This window comes from Staphylococcus sp. GDH8C109P, assembly GCF_017893405.1.
GTDB classification, from domain to species: domain Bacteria; phylum Bacillota; class Bacilli; order Staphylococcales; family Staphylococcaceae; genus Staphylococcus; species Staphylococcus cohnii.
On sequence record NZ_JAESMX010000015.1, the window covers coordinates 58,317 to 77,093 of the forward strand.

The 18,777-nt window shown below is 32.5% G+C and carries 18 protein-coding genes; 7 read left to right on the top strand and 11 right to left on the bottom strand.

The features are described 5' to 3' along the window. Window positions 1–95: 95 nt before the first annotated feature. Complete coding sequence (locus KA867_RS08815) at window positions 96–785, bottom strand: metal-dependent hydrolase (RefSeq protein ID WP_107383784.1); 690 nt, start codon at window positions 783–785, stop codon at window positions 96–98. Window positions 786–990: 205 nt separating this feature from the next. Here KA867_RS08815 and KA867_RS08820 point away from each other — a divergent pair, with 205 nt between their 5' ends. Both KA867_RS08820 and KA867_RS08825 read left to right on the top strand, forming a co-directional pair. Next, the gene (locus KA867_RS08820; RefSeq protein WP_210137743.1) at window positions 991–2,043 is read left to right on the top strand and encodes a M24 family metallopeptidase; all 1,053 of its coding nucleotides are present in this window, start codon (window positions 991–993) and stop codon (window positions 2,041–2,043) included. Continuing rightward, window positions 2,040–2,669, top strand: coding sequence for a copper homeostasis protein CutC (locus KA867_RS08825; RefSeq protein ID WP_210137744.1), 630 nt, complete (start codon window positions 2,040–2,042; stop codon window positions 2,667–2,669). Before KA867_RS08820 ends, KA867_RS08825 begins: the two co-directional genes overlap by 4 nt. 250 nt (window positions 2,670–2,919) lie before the next feature. Here KA867_RS08825 and ald read toward each other — a convergent pair whose 3' ends face one another. Then, window positions 2,920–4,035 carry an alanine dehydrogenase gene (gene ald, locus KA867_RS08830; protein WP_210137745.1) on the bottom strand — a complete coding sequence of 372 codons (1,116 nt, stop codon included), beginning with the start codon at window positions 4,033–4,035 and terminating at the stop codon, window positions 2,920–2,922. 150 nt (window positions 4,036–4,185) lie between these two features. On the opposite strand from ald, the gene KA867_RS08835 reads away from it, so the two are divergent. Both KA867_RS08835 and KA867_RS08840 read left to right on the top strand, forming a co-directional pair. Then, on the top strand, window positions 4,186–4,689 hold the full coding sequence (locus KA867_RS08835) for a universal stress protein (RefSeq protein ID WP_019468610.1): 504 nt from the start codon (window positions 4,186–4,188) through the stop codon (window positions 4,687–4,689). Between the two features lie 201 nt (window positions 4,690–4,890). Beyond that, complete coding sequence (locus tag KA867_RS08840) at window positions 4,891–6,060, top strand: esterase-like activity of phytase family protein (RefSeq protein WP_210137746.1); 1,170 nt, start codon at window positions 4,891–4,893, stop codon at window positions 6,058–6,060. Window positions 6,061–6,406: 346 nt separating this feature from the next. Here KA867_RS08840 and KA867_RS08845 read toward each other — a convergent pair whose 3' ends face one another. From KA867_RS08845 to ezrA, 9 genes are all read right to left on the bottom strand, one after another. Further along, on the bottom strand, window positions 6,407–7,606 hold the full coding sequence (locus tag KA867_RS08845) for an acetate kinase (RefSeq protein ID WP_019468608.1): 1,200 nt from the start codon (window positions 7,604–7,606) through the stop codon (window positions 6,407–6,409). An 87-nt stretch (window positions 7,607–7,693) separates the two neighbouring features. Further along, on the bottom strand, window positions 7,694–8,641 hold the full coding sequence (locus tag KA867_RS08850; protein ID WP_019468607.1) for a class I SAM-dependent methyltransferase: 948 nt from the start codon (window positions 8,639–8,641) through the stop codon (window positions 7,694–7,696). Window positions 8,642–8,799: 158 nt separating this feature from the next. Next, complete coding sequence (gene tpx, locus KA867_RS08855; protein WP_210137747.1) at window positions 8,800–9,294, bottom strand: thiol peroxidase; 495 nt, start codon at window positions 9,292–9,294, stop codon at window positions 8,800–8,802. A gap of 90 nt (window positions 9,295–9,384) precedes the next feature. Further along, window positions 9,385–9,924: an RDD family protein gene (locus KA867_RS08860; protein ID WP_210137748.1), complete on the bottom strand. Its 540-nt coding sequence runs from the start codon at window positions 9,922–9,924 to the stop codon at window positions 9,385–9,387. A gap of 9 nt (window positions 9,925–9,933) precedes the next feature. Next, window positions 9,934–10,926 carry a signal peptide peptidase SppA gene (gene sppA / locus KA867_RS08865; protein WP_210137749.1) on the bottom strand — a complete coding sequence of 331 codons (993 nt, stop codon included), beginning with the start codon at window positions 10,924–10,926 and terminating at the stop codon, window positions 9,934–9,936. Window positions 10,927–11,149: 223 nt separating this feature from the next. Continuing rightward, the gene (locus KA867_RS08870; RefSeq protein ID WP_210137750.1) at window positions 11,150–11,926 is read right to left on the bottom strand and encodes a sulfite exporter TauE/SafE family protein; all 777 of its coding nucleotides are present in this window, start codon (window positions 11,924–11,926) and stop codon (window positions 11,150–11,152) included. An 80-nt stretch (window positions 11,927–12,006) separates the two neighbouring features. Beyond that, the gene (thiI, locus tag KA867_RS08875; RefSeq protein ID WP_210137751.1) at window positions 12,007–13,230 is read right to left on the bottom strand and encodes a tRNA uracil 4-sulfurtransferase ThiI; all 1,224 of its coding nucleotides are present in this window, start codon (window positions 13,228–13,230) and stop codon (window positions 12,007–12,009) included. Beyond that, a complete protein-coding gene (locus KA867_RS08880) occupies window positions 13,227–14,363 on the bottom strand; it encodes a cysteine desulfurase family protein (protein WP_210137752.1) in 1,137 nt (378 codons plus the stop codon). Before KA867_RS08880 ends, thiI begins: the two co-directional genes overlap by 4 nt. Window positions 14,364–14,661: 298 nt before the next feature. Then, window positions 14,662–16,353, bottom strand: a complete 1,692-nt coding sequence (gene ezrA, locus KA867_RS08885; RefSeq protein WP_019468600.1) for a septation ring formation regulator EzrA — start codon at window positions 16,351–16,353, stop codon at window positions 14,662–14,664. 223 nt (window positions 16,354–16,576) lie between these two features. On the opposite strand from ezrA, the gene KA867_RS08890 reads away from it, so the two are divergent. The 3 genes from KA867_RS08890 (at window position 16,577) to KA867_RS08900 (ending at window position 18,659) form a co-directional block, all read left to right on the top strand. Continuing rightward, complete coding sequence (locus KA867_RS08890; protein WP_210137753.1) at window positions 16,577–17,041, top strand: GAF domain-containing protein; 465 nt, start codon at window positions 16,577–16,579, stop codon at window positions 17,039–17,041. Window positions 17,042–17,296: 255 nt separating this feature from the next. After that, a complete protein-coding gene (gene rpsD / locus KA867_RS08895) occupies window positions 17,297–17,899 on the top strand; it encodes a 30S ribosomal protein S4 (protein ID WP_019468598.1) in 603 nt (200 codons plus the stop codon). A gap of 253 nt (window positions 17,900–18,152) precedes the next feature. Further along, window positions 18,153–18,659 (top strand): GNAT family N-acetyltransferase, encoded by a 507-nt coding sequence (locus KA867_RS08900; RefSeq protein WP_210137754.1) that lies wholly within the window; start codon window positions 18,153–18,155, stop codon window positions 18,657–18,659. Window positions 18,660–18,777: the final 118 nt, after the last annotated feature.

The window sequence follows — 18,777 nt, forward strand, 5'->3', positions numbered from 1 at the left end:
TCAATTCCATAAACAAAGAAAACGCCAATTTCTACTATGATGTTAGTGAAATTGGCGTTTACATTTTAGTGTAAGCTGTTTATATCGCAATCACTTTAAAGTTGAACAGCGTCACCTGGATTTAAGATCTGTACTTCACCTTCTGAAACAGCTGACTTGAAGTCATCTGGATTTTGTTTGATCAAGTCAAATGTATTGTAGTGAATTGGTACTGTAATTTTAGGTTTAATGAACTGATTAATTGCAAAACTAGCATCATCAATGCCCATTGTGAAATTATCACCAATTGGAATAAAACAAATGTCAACTGGATGACGTTCAGCAATTAATTTCATGTCACCAAATAATCCTGTATCACCAGTATGATAAATCGTCTTGCCTTCTATTTCTAAAATTAGACCCATCGGCATACCTAAATATACTGGAATACCATTGTCGTCAGTCAAGCTAGAACTGTGAAACGCTTGTACAAACTTAACCGTTCCAAAATCAAATTCTGCTTTACCACCAATATTCATAGGTCTAACATTTTCAACATTTTTAGTAGTCGTTAAATAATCACCTAATTCTGCTGATCCAATAACTGTTGCATGATTTCTATTTGCTAATTCAATCGTATCACCAAAATGATCTCCATGACCATGTGTCAAAATAATATAATCAACTTCTAAAGTTTCAGCATCTAAATCGGATAAGTCGTTGCCAGTAATAAATGGATCAACAATTACTTTTTTGCCATTCGCTTCAAAATAAATCGTTGATTGTCCATGAAAAGATAATTTCATATCGATAATTCCTCCCATAAAACTATTTGCTTTATATATACCACAATTATTAATAGTTATAACACGCTTTTATCAAAATACGCGCTTATATATAATAATTCTTTTAATAATTTTAGCAATATACCTTATTTCAACATATTATTTTTGAATTCCTTACACAACTAACATAAAATTAATATAATCAAATATTTAGGAGGCAGTAAAAATGAAGTTACAACAAGTTATAGAATCATTAAAATCACAACAAGCTGACGCAGCATGGATTACTACCCCATTGAACATCTTTTATTTCACAGGCTATTTAAGTGATCCTCATGAACGTTTACTAGCATTATTAATCAAAGAAAATGGCGATCAAGTCCTATTTTGTCCACAATTAGAAGTCGAAGAAGTAAAGGCTTCACCATTTGATGGTGAAATCATTGGTTACCTTGATACAGAAAATGCATTAGATAAGTATCCCTTTACTTTCAATAAAATATTAGTTGAAGCGGCACATTTAACTGTGCAACGTCAACGTGAATTAATCGAAGCTTTTGATGTAAAAGCGTTCGGTGATATTGATCAAACAATAAAGTCACTACGTAATGTTAAAAGTGACTCTGAAATTGCTAAAATTCGTAAAGCATGTGAACTTGCAGATAAATGTATTGAAATTGGTGCAAGTTTCTTAAAAGAAGGTGTGACAGAACGACAAGTTGTTAATCACATTGAATATGAAATCAAAGCGTATGGTGTAAATGAAATGAGCTTTGATACGATGGTCCTTTTTGGTGATCATGCGGCGTCACCACATGGTATACCTGGTGACCGTCAATTACAAAATAATGAATTCGTATTATTTGATTTAGGTGTCATTTATGAAAATTATTGTAGTGATATGACAAGAACAATTAAATTTGGACAACCTAGCTCAGATGCTCAAAACATATACGATATCGTATTAAAAGCCGAACAAGAGGCAATCGCTGCAATTAAACCTGGTGTAAAAATTAAAGATATAGACGCTATTGCCCGAGGTATTATTACAGATGCTGGCTACGGAGACTATTTCCCTCATCGATTAGGGCATGGTCTTGGATTAGAAGAGCATGAATATCAAGATGTTTCTAGTACAAATACAAATGAATTTGTACCAGGAATGGTCGTAACTGTTGAACCTGGCATCTATGTGCCTGGTATAGCTGGTGTCCGTATAGAAGATGATATTCTGGTAACTGAAAATGGAAACGAAAGTTTGACAGGTTACGAAAAATGATCAAAGAAGCCGTAGTCGAAACAATCCAACAAGTTGAATATGCAATTGAAAATGGAGCAGATCGTGTTGAATTGTGTGATTATTTACATGTCGGAGGAACCACGCCAAGTATAGGAATGATTGAAATTGCTACTGAAATTTGCAAAGCAAACGACGTAGAAATTGCTGTCATGATTCGTCCACGCGGTGGCGATTTTGTATATAGTCTATATGACTTTGAAATTATGCAGCGAGATATTAAAGCGATAAAATCATTTGATATTGATTATTTTGTATTTGGTTGTTTAACAGATGATAACACATTGAATGAATGGCAAATGAAAACGTTAAAACAACTAGCATCACCGATACCTGTTGTTTGTCATATGGCGTTTGATGAAATACATCTAGAAGGTCAAGTAAAAGCATTACACAAATTAATTGAACTTGGTTTCAGTAGATTATTGACACATGGGGGTCCATCTGACACCAATATTTTTGACAATTTAAATCAACTTGGTAAATTGGTTGTGAATTCTGGAGGAAAGATTGAAATCATGCCTGGTGGCGGTTTAACAAAATCTAATGTTCAAGAACTCATTACTGCATTTCCTTTTCAAGAGGTACATGGTACAAAAATTGTATAACAGTAACAAATATTCTTTGTGAAAATTTCAATATATAATGGCAATACAATTTCAATAAGACTATTGACTATCAATTTTATAATGCTATTAATTTAAATAATTGTTTTAATACACATATCAAATTCTATATTATATTTTAAAAGCTCATTACACGAGCACTAAATTTTAAGAAATCGTATTAAACCTGAATTTAAAAACTGGTAACCTCTACTATATGGAAGAGATTACCAGTTTTTGTTTGTTATTTTTATTATTTTAGAGTACTTTCCACATTAGAATATGGTAAATTCAAAGCTTCACCAACACCTTTATTGGTTAATACGCCATTAATAGTATTTAAACCTAATGATAAAGGTTCATTATCTTGTAATACTTTTAAATAACCTTTTCCCGCAATTTGTAATGCATAAGGTAACGTTGCATTATTTAATGCAATAGTAGAAGTACGTGGTACTGCACCAGGCATATTAGCCACAGCATAATGTACAACGCCATGTTTTTTATATGTTGGGTCGTCATGTGTTGAAATACGGTCAGTCGTTTCGAAAATACCACCTTGGTCTATAGCAATATCAACGATTACCGAGCCGTCTTTCATGGATTTTACCATGTCTTCAGTAACTAAGTTTGGTGCTTTGGCACCAGGAATTAATACCGCACCGATGACTAAGTCACTATTCTTAACACATTCTTCAATATTTAATGGATTAGACATAATTGTGTGTACACGGCCATCAAATAAATCTTCAAGCTCTTGTAAACGCTTAGGGTTAACATCCAAAATCGTTACATCGGCACCTAAACCTAATGCAATTTTAGCAGCATTTGTACCGGCTTGACCGCCGCCGATAATCGTTACGCGACCTTTAGCTACGCCAGGTACACCACCAAGTAAAATACCCATACCGCCTTTATATTTTTGTAAAAATTCAGCACCAATTTGTGCAGACATACGCCCTGCCACTTCACTCATAGGCGTTAATAATGGTAATGATTTATCTGGCAATTGAACTGTTTCATAAGCAATACCTATTACTTTATTATCTAATAAAGCTTGTGTGAGTTTCTTTTCATTTGCTAAATGTAAATAAGTAAATAGTATTAACCCTTCCTTAAAGTATTGGAACTCTTCTTCTAATGGTTCTTTAACTTTCATAACCATATCAACGTTCCATACTTCAGCCGGTCCATCACCAATTTTAGCTCCAGCTGTAATATAATCTTCGTCTTCAAAATATGAACCTAAACCAGCAGATTTTTCAACAATAACTGAGTGGCCTTGTTCTACTAATGCATGTACACCACTTGGTGATAAACTCACCCTATTTTCATTGTTTTTAATCTCTTTCGGAATACCTATTATCATTTTATCCACCTCCAAATTTATAGTAACGCGTATTATATGAAAGCGCAATCATAGTTTAGAGTATTTTTACAACATGTATTAAGGCGAATTATGTTAATATTCTGTAAATAGTGGTATAATATAAACAAGAAGATGAAGGAGGTAATTGTGATGCTAACGTATAAAAATATTTTAATCGCAGTCGATGGATCACATGAAGCTGAATGGGCATTTAATAAAGCTGTAGAAGTTGCAAAACGTAATGATTCAAAACTAACAATCGTAAATGTTATTGATTCAAGAACTTACTCTTCTTATGAAGTTTATGATGCGCAATTTACTGAAAAGTCAAAAAACTTCTCTGATGATTTATTAAAAGGTTATAAAGAAGTGGCAACGAATGCTGGTGTTACTGAAGTTGAAACAAGACTAGAATTTGGTTCACCTAAAGCAATTATACCTAAAAAACTGGCAGCTGATGTTGATGCAGATTTAATTATGTGTGGTACATCAGGTTTAAACGCAGTTGAAAGATTTATCGTAGGTTCTGTATCAGAAGCGATTGTGCGTCACTCTCCTTGTGACGTGTTGGTGGTACGTACAGAAGAACTTCCTGAAGATTTCCAACCACAGGTAGCTACAGATGAATTCAGATCCAAGTACCAAGCACATTAACGTTAAAGTACAACTTATTTAGTTAAGACATTCAGCTATAGAAAAAAGATAGTTTACACTGTATATCCGTGTGAACTATCTTTTCTTAATCTTCTTAACATCCCCTATTTAGTTGTTAAGAAATTGTTATATCATCTTTAATTGAACTTCATATCAAATATGTAAAATAAGATTAAGGCATACCATAAAGGAGTAAATGATATGAACCAGTTTAAGAGAATAATGGTGCTTAGTTTATCAATTAGTGCTTTTTTTATTTCTGCGTCAACACATACATATGCTTATACCGATGATGAAAAAAATGAAAAAACGGCTTCTCAATTAAAATATATTGACACAGAAACCATCCCATACAATAAATCATTCAAAAATACAAAAATAGGCGGTCTTTCTGGTATTTCTTATGATGCTAAGTCCAAAAAGTGGGTAATGATTAGTGACGATCGATCAGAAGAAAATCCAGCTAGGTTTTATGAAGCCCAAATCAATTACAATAAACATAAATTTAACAAAGTGAAATTCACGCAAATGCACTTTTTAACACAACCCAATGGCACAAAATATCCAAGTAAGGAATCATATAATAAGCATCAACATGATGATGTTATTGCTGACCCTGAGTCGATAAGAATTGATCCTTTAAATCATAAACGTCTGCTTTATACAAGTGAAGGCGATCGCGAATTTGGTTTCAATCCATTTATAAGGACAGCTACTAGAAATGGCACATTTATTAGTAATCTCCAAATCCATAACCCTATTAAAATGGAACATCAGAATAAACATGGATTTAGAAATAACCTCGCGTTAGAAGGTAGCAGTTTTTCCGAAGATGGTAAGTATATTTGGACTTCTATGGAAGCACCTTTACTTCAAGATGATCATTTACCAACCATAAAATCAGGCGCTTTAACACGTCTAACAAAATATAATCGTCAAGGTGATGTTATTTCAGAAAAGCCTTATAATCTGGATCCAATTCCAAAAAAACCGGGAAAAAATAAAGATGCTGAAAATGGAATTGCTGAAATTTTAACATTGAATAAAAAGGAATTACTTGTACTTGAGCGTGCCAGTGTTCAAGATGAAAATAACAATTTCAAAAACTATATACGTATTTATAAAATTGATAGCACAAGCGGAACAAATACTAAAAATATCAAATCACTGCAAAAGAACCATGTAACACCGGTTAAAAAACAGTTAATTGCAAATCTTAATGAGCAAGACATCGGACATATTGACAATATAGAAGGTATGTCCTTTGGTCCAAAATTGCCAAATGGTCACGACAGTTTAGTCCTTATATCAGATAATAACTTTAATCAAAAACAACAAACGAACCTTACTGCATTTGAAATAAAACCTTAAGAATTACAAAAAGCAGCTATTATTTTGGAATTCATATATATCCAGCTAAATTAAAGGGAAATAGGTAGTTAAAATATAAACTGTAGTGATTTTGAAATGTGCGGACGCCCGGGGAATGATATGAGCGAGAGACTACAGGCTCGAGACATATCCCCAGGCAAGCATGCACGATCAAAATCGTAATATTTTAAATTTAAAGAGGGCCAATCCACATTAAGGATTGGCCCTCTTATTGATAAGCTAGACATTTATATCATAGATTTTAATTTTTGAACATTGTTTTATATCTTAAACTATGTCAAAAAACTATCGTGCATTTTAAACTATCATACTTTTGATATCAAATTTATTCAAGATTACCAAATTTAACTACATCACGTGCAATCATTACCTCTTCATTTGTAGGGATAACAATAACTTTTACAGGAGAATGTGGATAGTTAATAAAACCTTCTTCGCCATGAATCGCTTCATTTTTCTTAGCATCCCAATAAACACCCATAAATTCTAAACCTTCTAAAACTTTTGCTCTAACAGGATCAGAATTCTCACCTACGCCTGCAGTAAAGATGATTACATCTACACCGTGCATACGCGTCGCATAAGAACCAATATATTTATGAATTCTTGATGCAAACACATCTAATGCTAATTGCGCACGTTCTTTACCTGCTTTTGCCTCATCAATAATATCTCTTAAATCACTTGAAGTACCAGAAATACCTAATAAACCAGATTCTTTATTTAATGTATTCAGAACTTCTTCTGCATTTTTTCCTGTTTTTTCCATAATAAATGGTATTAAGGCAGGGTCAATATTCCCTGAACGTGTACCCATAGTAACACCAGCTAATGGAGTGAATCCCATTGAAGTATCAACAGATTCTCCACCATCAATTGCAGCAATGGATGCTCCGTTACCAATATGACATGAAATCATGCGTAATTCTTCAATCGGTTTGCCTAAAATTTCAGCTGCGCGTTGTGATACATATTTATGACTTGTTCCGTGGAATCCATATTTACGAATACCATAATCCTCATAATATTGGTATGGCAAGCTGTACAAATAAGATTTCTCTGGCATTGTTTGATGGAATGAAGTATCAAAGATAGCTACATGTGGAATTTCTGGTAATAATTTGCGAAAAGCACGGATGCCCATTAAATTTGCAGGGTTGTGTAATGGCGCTAATTCACTTAATGACTCAATTTGTTCCTCAACTTCATCTGTAACATATACTGAATTTGGGAATAATTCGCCACCATGTACGACACGATGACCTGTGCCATCGATATCATAAATGCTATCAATCACACCATGTTTTTTGAAGCTTTCCAACATAATATTAACCGCTTGTTCGTGGTCTGCAATATCTAATGTTGATTTGTGTTTTTCTCCGCCTACCTCAATAGTAAATACAGAATCTTTTAATCCAATACGTTCAATAAGTCCTTTAGTAATAATTTTTTCTTCCGGCATTTCAATAAGTTGAAATTTCAATGATGAACTACCAGCGTTAATAGCCAAAATTAATTTTGACATAGCATAATGCCTCCAATTTAAATTAAGTTTTTTTATATCCATATCTATTTAATCATTAATACAGTAAGAATTCAAGAATATTACAGTTTAATTTTCAGGATGATTTTCCATCATCCAAGCATTTAAATCTTGTAAAAAACCTTGAAATTGTTGAGGGCTTTTGAAATCAGGTATATTAGCTAAAAGAACCTCTACAGGCTTTGTTACATTCGTTTCTTTTTTCTGTAGAATGAGTATCGATTTACGCGCTTTTTCATTTTTAAACAGTGTAGATGGCAAGTTTAGAAAAGCTTGCATTTCTGTTTCTGTTGCAATGAAATTTTGTAACTGTTTCACATTCGTACCTTCAAATAAATTACTAGGTACTACTAAAAACGCATATCCTGATGCTTTTAATGCAGTTACTGCTTGTTCAATTAATAAATAGTGAGAAAAACTATGTCCTTCTTCAAAACCTAAGTCCATTTCTTTACTTCTATCATCCACTGGATAATATCCTATTGGCAAATCGCCAATAACAACATCTGCGTCTTCAAAAGGAAGTGGCATGATAGCATCTTGAGGATAAACATCAAATGGAATTTCTAAAAAGTTTGCTAAATGTACACTCACACGTGATAATACTGGATCAACTTCAACAAGATGATGCATAACTGTATGTTCAGTTAATACTTCATGTACAGAAGCGCTCAAATGTCCAGCCCCGCTCGCAATATCTGCGACATGAAATGCTTCTTTGTTTTTTAAAAAACGCTCGGCAAGGAAACCTAGAATCATTCCAATTGAATCAGGTGTAATTTGATGATTTGCTTGAATATCTTCTTTTTGCATTAAATTTAAATAAGCAAATTGAAATGCTTTACGTCTATCTTGTAGCGTAGCTTGTTCCAGCAATGACCTTTGATTAGTATAAATATTTTCCATTGCAAGACCTAAATTTTCTATGAAACTTTGACCATTCTCTTCATTTAAAGATTTGGTTTTTTCATCAAGTGCCTTAAATAATTGTTCCATTACTGTTTCTTCTTGTGCCATTTAAAAGTCCTTTCTAAAAAAACTGTCCATAATTTAATTGAAATTAAGTCAGTACCCTAACTTATATTACCAAATAATTATGGACAGTTTAATTTATAATGTCAACGATACTGTTTTATGAGTTTTACTAGTATAATCATGTGACAATATTATATAATTTATAGACTACGATAAGCTTCTAATGCAGCATCAAAGTCTGGGAAATTTGTGCCTTCAGAAACAATTTCAGTATAAACTACTTTATTGTTTTTATCTAAGACAAAAACAGAACGTGCTAATAAACGTAATTCTTCCATAACAACACCGTAAGTTTTACCAAAAGATAAGTTTCTATGATCGCTCAATGTGATTACATTTTCTAAACCATTTGACGCACACCATCTTTTTTGAGCAAATGGTAAGTCTGCAGAAATTGTTAAAACTACACCATCTTCTTTAGCAGCTTCTTCATTAAATTTACGTGTTTGTTGATCACAAACACCTGTATCTATAGACGGAACAACACTAATTAATTTTTTTTGACCGTCATAAGTTTCTAAAGTAACTTCATTTAAATCATTATCTAAAACAGTAAAATCTGGCGCATATTCTCCTTTTTTTACTTGTGAACCATATAGTGTTACTGGTTCTTGTTTGAATGTAATTTGTGCCATGTTGCACGCCCTCCTATTAAATAGTTCTTACTACCATAGTATACCCATCTATCGTCTCAAAATAAACTCATAGATTACTAAAGTTCACTTTTATTTTTTTAAATAAAACAATTTTTCAAATTTATTTCTGATTACGACTGTGTCAGCGAAGATATCATGGATCCCTCTGTGTTTATTTGTAAACAAAATAACCAAGTAAGGCAAATTAAATAATACGCCACTTATAATACGTCCAATCCACTCTCTAAACAATACATCTGACCATGTAAGTGATTGACGATCTATTCGTTCTACCCGAATATTACAAATCATTTTTCCAATCGTTTGCTTGAAAAATTTGGTTAATAATACAAAGTATAGATAAAATACCAGCGCATCTAAAAGGTGTCCTAGGCTAAAATATTCAATCCATAACTTAATTTCATCAATATGCGTAAAATGATATATCGGTTTCAATATCAGTCCCCGTATACCAAATATAATGAGTAAATCAATAATAAAACTCCAAAACCTTATACCAAAACCTGCATATACAGACTGTGCTAATTGTTTTTGATACATTGCTTCTATATCAGATTTATCATTTTCTGGAGTTGTTTGTAATGTTTGTTCATTTGTATACTGCTCCATTTTATACACCTAACCTTTATATAGATACATAGGTTCAGCTTCTGTATCATTGCTTATAATTGATTTCAAATCACTGAGTTCGTTTTTGAATTGATCTAGTGTTGATTTAGTTGAATAGATAGAACTAAACCAGCCTTCATCTGCACTATATTTAAACACTTCTGCATCCTTTGCTTTTATGTCTTTCTTAAGTGCTTTTAATGCATTATCGTTATAACCAATTTCATCAATCAGTCCGTTCTTTTCAGCTTGTTGTGCACTATAAATACGTCCATCAGCCAACTTTTTAACCTTTTTCTCTGGCATATCTCTACCTTCTGAAACAATATTAATAAATCTTTGATAACTATCATCTAATACAGATTGCAAAATATCTTTTTCCTCATCAGTCATTTCTCGAGAGCTACTCATAATATCTTTATGTTCACCAGATTTAATGACATTTTCTTTAATACCAAGTTTTTCTTGTAATCCAGAATAATCAACGTTTGACATAATAACGCCAATGGACCCAGTAGTAGATTGAGGGCCAGCATATATTTTATCGGCAGGAGCAGAAATATAATATCCACCAGATGCAGCCATCGCATCCATATGTACATAAACCTTTTTATCCTTATGTTTTATTTCTTCAATTTTTTTATAAATTTCATCACTTGGGTATGTACCTCCGCCAGGTGTATTAACGGTTAATAAAACACCTTTTATCGAGCTATCTTTTTTCACTTTATCCAACTGTTTAAGAAATGCTTCATGATTATAACCAGAGCTTCCAAACAATCCTTCACCGGTACCTTCACTAATTTCACCATTTAAAGTTAGGTGTACAATGCGTTTTGAACTGTCACCTTCTGATTCTACCGTTTCAGTAAAAGGATCCATTTCTGACATGCCATCTTCACTAAAAAGCGAAGATATCACAGTAGATATCGAACTCATAACAATACCACCAAGCACGATTATTACGGCAAGTACTATTGCTATTATTCTCTTTTTCGACATAACGTATTCACTCCCAGAATATTTTTTCAATCGTTCCAAATACAATTTAAACATAATCAATTAAACAATGTATACCTTTATAAGAAAAATAAAATAAGAGGAAGATCTGAGTGGTATAGAAAACTAATCGTTTTAAAATGAAAAAAGCTGAGACATTTTTTGTCTCAGCCACATGCACACACCCGAATACCATTGAAGTATTACAGTTTAATTTTCAACATAATCAATTGATTAATTGCATCATATAATCGTAAGCATTTTTAATAATCAAAATAGCAGTTACTACAATAAATAAAGTTTTTACATAACTGACACCTTTTTTAATTGCGAATGTCGCCCCAACATACGATCCGCAAATCATACTCACTGCCATAATCAAACCATAAAAATAGTCAACTTGATTTAATATCATAAATAAAATTAAAGCGCCTAAGTTAGAAGCAAAATTTAATACTTTTGCATTGCCAGCAGCTCCTAAAAAATCAAAACCGAACATAAGTAGAATAAACAGCATAAATGAGCCAGTGCCGCCACCTAAAAAACCATCATAAAATCCAATAAGCGACATAATACTTACAAATAAAATTGCTTTACCGAATGTCAATTTTGTATATGTACGTACATTGCCCCAATCTTTTTTCACCAATGTATAAATCATGACTAACGTCAAAATAATGATAACCAGTGGTTTTAAAAGCTCGGCAGGTAGAAATGTGGCTACACTTGCGCCACAAATTGCCAAAATAAATACAGATGGAAATAACTTTCCTACTATCTTCAAATCGACATTACCTGATCTCAAGAAACGAAATGCGCTTGTGAGTGAACCAAATGAACTTGCTAATTTATTTGTGCCCAAAGCGACGGCTGGTGGCATACCAACAGCTAATAATGCTGGAATAGAAATTAAACCGCCACCACCTACAACAGCATCAATAAACGCTGCTAAAAACCCTAGAAGTATAATTATAAGAACAATCGAAATATCCCAATCTAGCATAATTCCATCCCCTGTCTGATTTATTCTTGTGTCTGATTAGCTAATGTTGTTTGTATGGAATTGAATATTCATAATTAAAGTTAAAATAAATCATCTGCCAGTACTTGCGTTTCAGTATCTTTTTCACTTTGATAGTCTGGCGTAATTGTTAATGTTTCTATTTGTTCAAATGCTTCCTGTACAAGTGGTTCAAAATCATACACTGTTTCAAATTTTTCCACTTTTTCAATATCTGGCTCCGTCACAGGATTTTTAGGTGTAAAGATTGTACAACAATCTTCATATGGTTGGATAGATACGTCAAATGTGCCAATTTCTTTAGCTTTCTTCACAATGTCTTCTTTATCCAACGTTAAAAGCGGTCTTAAAATTGGTGTAGATGTCACATGATTGATAGCATACATACTCTTAAGGGTTTGACTTGCAACCTGTCCTAAATTCTCTCCATTTACTATGGCATGGCCTTCAATATCATGCACAAGCTTGTCCGCCACTCTCATCATCATTCTACGTGTTGAAGTCATCGTATAGCGCTCATGTACTACTTTGTTTATTTGTTTTTGTAAAGCAGTGAATGGCACGATATGCAAGTTGATAGGTCCAACATGAGAGGACATGATTTTTGTAAGTTCAATTACTTTGTCCTTAGCCTTTTCGCTCGTAAATGGTGGACTATGAAAATGAATGGCTTCTACAGTAACGCCTCTTCTCATAACTTCAATACCAGCTACTGGAGAATCTATACCTCCAGATAACATAAGTAATGTCTTACCGCCTGTACCAACTGGTAATCCTCCAGATCCAGAAATTACTTTATCATATACATAAATAGCGTCTAATCGAACCTCTACTTTAATCGTGTGGTTCGGGTTATGTACATCTACTGTTAGATTATCAGTAGCATTTAACACTGTCCCACCGAGTTCTTTTTGCAATTGATATGTATCAAACGGAAAGTTTTTATCTGAACGTTTGACATCAATTTTAAATGTATCTCCATGTGTATAACCTTGTGCAAATTTTACTGCTATATCACGTACTGCTTCTATTGTTTTATCAATTTTCAATACAGGACTGATAGAATAAATACCAAACACTTTTTCAAGTCGTCGACACATTTCATCAATATCTGCACCTTCATACAATTCAATGTACATTCTATCTCTATTGGCTTTGACTTTATACCCTTGCAGTGGCATTAAAGCACGTTTGACATTCGAGCGTAACTTATTAACAAACATTTTACGGTTAGCACCTTTTAAAGTCAACTCACCATATCTCACTAAAATGTGATCATAAATCATATTAACAACTCCTTCACTTCTTCATATACAAGCTTAAATTTCTCTTTAAAATTACGAATATCTTCTGTGGTAGTATTGGCACCCATCGATATTCTAATACTGCCTTCTATTTGCTTTTTTGGAATATCCATTGCTAAAAGTACTTCGTTCAATGAAGCTTTTTTGGATGAACACGCACTTGTAGTAGAAAGCATAATATCATATTTTGAAAATGCATTTACTAAAACCTCGCCTTTCACACCCGGAAAGCCAACATTCAAAATATGTGGTGATGCACCGCTAGGAGAATTAACTTTCACACCAGTAAATTCACTTAAAAATCGTATAATTTCCTGATTGAACTCACTTAGTTTTTCATACAGTTGCGTACTTTCTTTAGCAGCGACTTTTAAAGCTTTTACGATAGCTATATCAATAGGAAGATTGACTGTGCCACTTCTAAGTCCATATTCTTGACCGCCACCATGCACAATCGGCTCAATTTGATGTAAATTACGAACAAATAAAAGGCCTTGTCCTTTTAGACCATGAAATTTATGGCCGCTTAAACTCAGTGTGTCAGCAGCTTCAAAATTTAAAGCAATTTTACCTACTGCTTGTACTGCATCGACATGTAAATGTGCTTTAGGGTATTGATGAACAATTTTTGACACTGCTTCGACAGGTTGAATTTGTCCCATAATATTATTGACATGCATACAAGTCACGAGTGCTACTTTGTCTGACATTAACGATTCCAAATGTTCTAAATCAATTTGTCCATCTTTTGTAATATTTACATATTTTATTTCGAACCCCTCAGTTTCCAATGAACGTACCACCTCTAAAACAGAAGGATGTTCTAAAACAGATGTAATTATGACATTTGCAAATGCTTTTTTCTTGTATGCAATTCCTTTAATTGCAATATTATTCGATTCAGTTGCACCACTTGTAAATACAATATCAAAATCTTTTTCTAATTTAAATAGTGCTTTGATTTGATCTTTTGATTGTTGTAATAACTGCTCTGCTTGTATACCTGCTTTATGTGGGCTATTAGGATTAAAATATAACGACTCATTTACTTGTAAATAAGTATCTAATACGTCTTGCCTTGGTTTTGTTGTCGCTGCATTATCAAGATAAATCAATATTTTCACTCCAATTATATATCATTTTATATTTTAAAAACGTTTCATATTTATGTTTTATGTCAAGATTTCATTTCATATTTTAAAGTTTCCCTTTTAGCATTATACTCGCTTTTATTAAAAAGAAAAGAGAGTGAAACAGAAATTGATATTTAGAATATAATTTCTTTATCACGATCGAAGTAGATTTTTAATGACCATTAAATATTAATAATCTGTTAGTGAGAACTTCTTTTCCAACAAATTATTCGAGGCTGGAACACTTTTATGTTCCAGCCTCGAAAAAGACTACTATTATTTAGTTGATAACTTGTGATTCAATTTGTTTTGTAACGCCCGGTTCTACACTTTCAAGCGCTTGTTCAGATATTTCAATTGAGCGTTTATAACGATTGTTTTTAAATAAACGTTCCGCTTCATTAAGACTTTTATCAATATTTGAACTTTCTTTACGATAACGGTTACCGTATTCGATTAATTTTTCAGCATAAACTGCATTAACGAGGACATCTGTAGCTTCATCTTCAAATTTATTCATTTGTAAGACTACTTTAGATACTTTATCTTTAAGTTGTTTTACATGAATCGGTCTTACACTGAATTTTTTATTTACTTCACGCACTTCGTAATCTATTTCATTTTTCATAATGATGAATCTTTCAGGTACACTTGGTAGATTTGATGCCAAGAGTTTTCTATAAACTTCTTCTTTTTTACTTTGTACACGCAAGATATTTTCCTCTGCTTCTGCTTCATCTTCGCGAAGTTGAATTAAATGATTTTGTAATTTTTCCTGTTTTTCATTGATAACATCAACATGTTCTGCGATATATTTCAAGTTATCTTGAACTTCGCTATATCTTACAGCTGACTTTGCCATTTCTTGTAGAATTTCATCATAAACTGAAATCATACTCTGAATTTCATTTTCAAACTGTCTGACGTTTTGAACATCACTTTCATTTATATAATAATTTTCACGCACATATTCAATTTCAGTTTGTAATGTATAATTCATTTCTTTAGCTCTAAATAAATTATCTGTGATGACTTCTTTTGTTTCTTCTACTTCATTTTTTGCTTTCACTTCATGTTCGATTAATTCATACATTTCATCTAGACGATCATTGATACTATTTAATTTATCATTTGCTTCGTCTAATTCTAATCTACTAATCATCGGTTCTACGAAACTCAATTCTGTTTTAAGCGTCTGTAATGAGCTATCAATTTTGACATGGTCTAAATCATAACCCTCGACCTTCAAATCGCGACAACCATATTTTAAATCTTGGAATTGACCTGGTAATTCCTTTTGTGCTTCTCTAATTAATTCAGGAATTTCATCCATATCTTTTTTAAGATAATTCATATCTTCATTAAGTGTTTTGATGTGATCATACGCTTGGTTATAGTTGCCGTCTTCTTTTAGTGTTTCGTATGTTTCCATCTCTGGAACAAAAGTTTCAATTTCTTGTTCTAATGGAGCAGCCGCTTCACCGAATTGATGTCTATTGGCTAACACATCACGCTTCATTTCACGATAATCCACCTTACATTCTTCATATAGGTGGTCACTTTCTTTATGTAGATTTAAAATGTTTTCAATATTTGAATTAAGTTCGTTGTAGTTTTCTTCATATTTATCCATTAGTTCATGTGCTTCATCAATCTCAGTTTGAGCTTGTGAAAACTTAAATTTATCAAGTAATCCTTCCGCTTGATGAATTTTTTCTTCTACTGGCAATAAATATTGATTTTTACTATCTAATGCATTTTGTTTTAAACTGTTATAAGTCGTTTTTGTTTCCCCAGTTAAAGTTAGCTCAGATAATTGAGATAGACTTTCATCATAGGGTAATTGTTCTACTTTTGATTTACGCGTTTCAGCCTTTTCAATCATTTGGCTTTTGTTGGAACGCATATAGAATAATATACCGACAATAATCAGTATAATGACAATAATTGCTAAAATGACATACAATACCATATGTTTTCTCCTCCTATTTTATCACTATTTATTATAACGTAAGATACCTACCCATTAAAGAGAAAATGAGTGAATCATCTCAATTATTTAAAATTAATCATAAGTTCATTCTCACCTAAATCATATGTATAACGATAATTTGAAAAACTTCTAAAATCTATTGATTGATTACTATTAAAACAGTCTTTATAATAAATGAAAAGTAAAAAAGTGAGGTTTTTTTATGCTAGAGGTCACTGAAACAAATTATGATTTATTACAAAAACAAGTTTCAAGTTTAATTGAAGATGAGTCAAATATGATTGCAGTACTAAGTAACATATCTGCATTATTAAATGACTCAATAGATCAAATTAACTGGATTGGCTTTTATTTAATAGAAGATAACGAATTGATTCTCGGACCATTTCAAGGGCACCCTGCTTGTGTACATATCGCTATTGGTAAAGGGGTATGTGGTACTGCTGTTGCCCAAGATAAAACGCAATTAGTAGAAGACGTTAATGCGTTTCCTGGTCATATTGCCTGTGATGCTAACAGTAAATCTGAAATTGTAGTACCTATTCACAAAGATAATAATGTAATAGGTGTTTTAGATATAGATGCACCTATCACAAACCGTTTTAATAATGAAGATAAACAAGGATTAGAAGCGATTGTAAAAATCATTGAACAACAATTATCATAAATTGTATGCTTATTTGTCACAAACAAACGGAAAGTCGACTGTTGACAGATTAATATATCATGGTACAATGTTCTTTGTGTGAATAAACGAAATTAGCAGTTGTATATTAATTGGCGCTATGTTGTTCCCAAAGTGGGCGTGCCGTGTAACCGTAGCTATGAGGCGAGGACACATAAAACAATATATCCAATTAAGCATACAACACTCTTTTTTGTTTTTTCATAACAACAAAAGAGAAAAAGGAGGAGTCAATTTATGGCTCGATTCAGAGGTTCAAACTGGAAAAAATCTCGTCGCTTAGGTATTTCTTTAAGTGGCACAGGTAAAGAATTAGAAAAACGTCCATACGCACCAGGACAACACGGTCCTAACCAACGTAAAAAAATGTCAGAGTATGGTTTACAATTACGTGAGAAACAAAAATTACGTTATTTATATGGCATGACTGAAAGACAATTCCGTAACACATTCGAAATCGCTGGTAACCAACATGGTGTACACGGTGAAAACTTCATGCAATTACTTGCTGCACGTTTAGATGCAGTTGTATATTCATTAGGTTTAGCTCGTACACGTCGTCAAGCACGTCAAATCGTTAACCACGGTCATATCGAAGTTGATGGTAAACGTGTTGACATTCCGTCATACACACTTAAACCTGGTCAAGAAGTTTCAGTACGTGAAAAATCTGCTAAATTAGATATCATTGCTGAATCTGTTGAAATCAACAACTTTGTACCTGATTACTTAGAATTTGATGCAGACAACTTAAAAGGTAAATTCATTCGCATTCCTGAACGTAGTGAATTACCAGCTGAAATCAATGAACAACTTATCGTTGAGTACTACTCAAGATAATAAGTTTCATATTCAAACACCGACAATTTTTTGTCGGTGTTTTTTTATTTCTCCATGCTAATTTGTATGCAATAAACCATTATCTATCATTTCTGAACTAAAACTTAATAAACTTTGCCATATTAAAAGACTTCTTCATGTCTGCCATCGCATTCACTCAATGTTAAAGAGAAATATAACATCCCTTCTGCATGCTTTTCAATTTTACTTTTTACTTCACTTTGTTTATATTTAGTAAAAAGGAGTGTTCTCATTGAAAATCAGAGCTTTAGAAGAAACAGATTTAGACTTTGTACATCATTTGAATAATGAATATGCCATTATGTCTTATTGGTTTGAAGAACCATATCAGTCTCTGAGTGAATTACAATCACTCTATAAAAAACATCTATTGGATGAATCTGAAAGAAGATTTATTATTGAAAATGATTCTGAACGTATCGGAGTCGTTGAATTAGTAGAAATTGATTTTATACATAGCAATTGCGAAATTCAAATTATTGTGGATGAAGGATATGGTGGTAAAGGATATGCCTCACAAGCATTTAAAATGGCTATAGATTATGCCTTTTTAGTGTTAAACCTTCATAAAATATATTTATTCGTAGACGTTACGAACGAAAAAGCTGTACATATTTACCAAAAACAAAACTTTAAAATTGAAGGTACCCTACAAGAGCATTTCTATACACGAGGAAAATATAATGATTGTCATGTAATGGGACTTTTAAGAAATGATTGGATTAACCAACAAAAATAAACGTATAACTGTAATGAAACTTACTTTTGCAATGTAAATACAATCTACATTTAAACAACAAAATGATAGAAAATAATCGCTAAACTAACATGAATAGTAAAAATTTTAGTCCCACTTC

Coding starts and splice junctions, on each gene's coding strand:
- KA867_RS08850 (WP_019468607.1), bottom strand. CDS start 8,641: ATGGCACAAGAAGAAACAGTAATGGAACAATTATTTAAGGCACTTGAT.
- KA867_RS08840 (WP_210137746.1), top strand. CDS start 4,891: ATGAACCAGTTTAAGAGAATAATGGTGCTTAGTTTATCAATTAGTGCT.
- KA867_RS08870 (WP_210137750.1), bottom strand. CDS start 11,926: ATGCTAGATTGGGATATTTCGATTGTTCTTATAATTATACTTCTAGGG.
- ald (WP_210137745.1), bottom strand. CDS start 4,035: ATGATAATAGGTATTCCGAAAGAGATTAAAAACAATGAAAATAGGGTG.
- tpx (WP_210137747.1), bottom strand. CDS start 9,294: ATGGCACAAATTACATTCAAACAAGAACCAGTAACACTATATGGTTCA.
- ezrA (WP_019468600.1), bottom strand. CDS start 16,353: ATGGTATTGTATGTCATTTTAGCAATTATTGTCATTATACTGATTATT.
- KA867_RS08820 (WP_210137743.1), top strand. CDS start 991: ATGAAGTTACAACAAGTTATAGAATCATTAAAATCACAACAAGCTGAC.
- KA867_RS08890 (WP_210137753.1), top strand. CDS start 16,577: ATGCTAGAGGTCACTGAAACAAATTATGATTTATTACAAAAACAAGTT.
- rpsD (WP_019468598.1), top strand. CDS start 17,297: ATGGCTCGATTCAGAGGTTCAAACTGGAAAAAATCTCGTCGCTTAGGT.
- KA867_RS08835 (WP_019468610.1), top strand. CDS start 4,186: ATGCTAACGTATAAAAATATTTTAATCGCAGTCGATGGATCACATGAA.
- sppA (WP_210137749.1), bottom strand. CDS start 10,926: ATGTCGAAAAAGAGAATAATAGCAATAGTACTTGCCGTAATAATCGTG.
- KA867_RS08825 (WP_210137744.1), top strand. CDS start 2,040: ATGATCAAAGAAGCCGTAGTCGAAACAATCCAACAAGTTGAATATGCA.
- KA867_RS08815 (WP_107383784.1), bottom strand. CDS start 785: ATGAAATTATCTTTTCATGGACAATCAACGATTTATTTTGAAGCGAAT.
- KA867_RS08860 (WP_210137748.1), bottom strand. CDS start 9,924: ATGGAGCAGTATACAAATGAACAAACATTACAAACAACTCCAGAAAAT.
- KA867_RS08845 (WP_019468608.1), bottom strand. CDS start 7,606: ATGTCAAAATTAATTTTGGCTATTAACGCTGGTAGTTCATCATTGAAA.
- thiI (WP_210137751.1), bottom strand. CDS start 13,230: ATGATTTATGATCACATTTTAGTGAGATATGGTGAGTTGACTTTAAAA.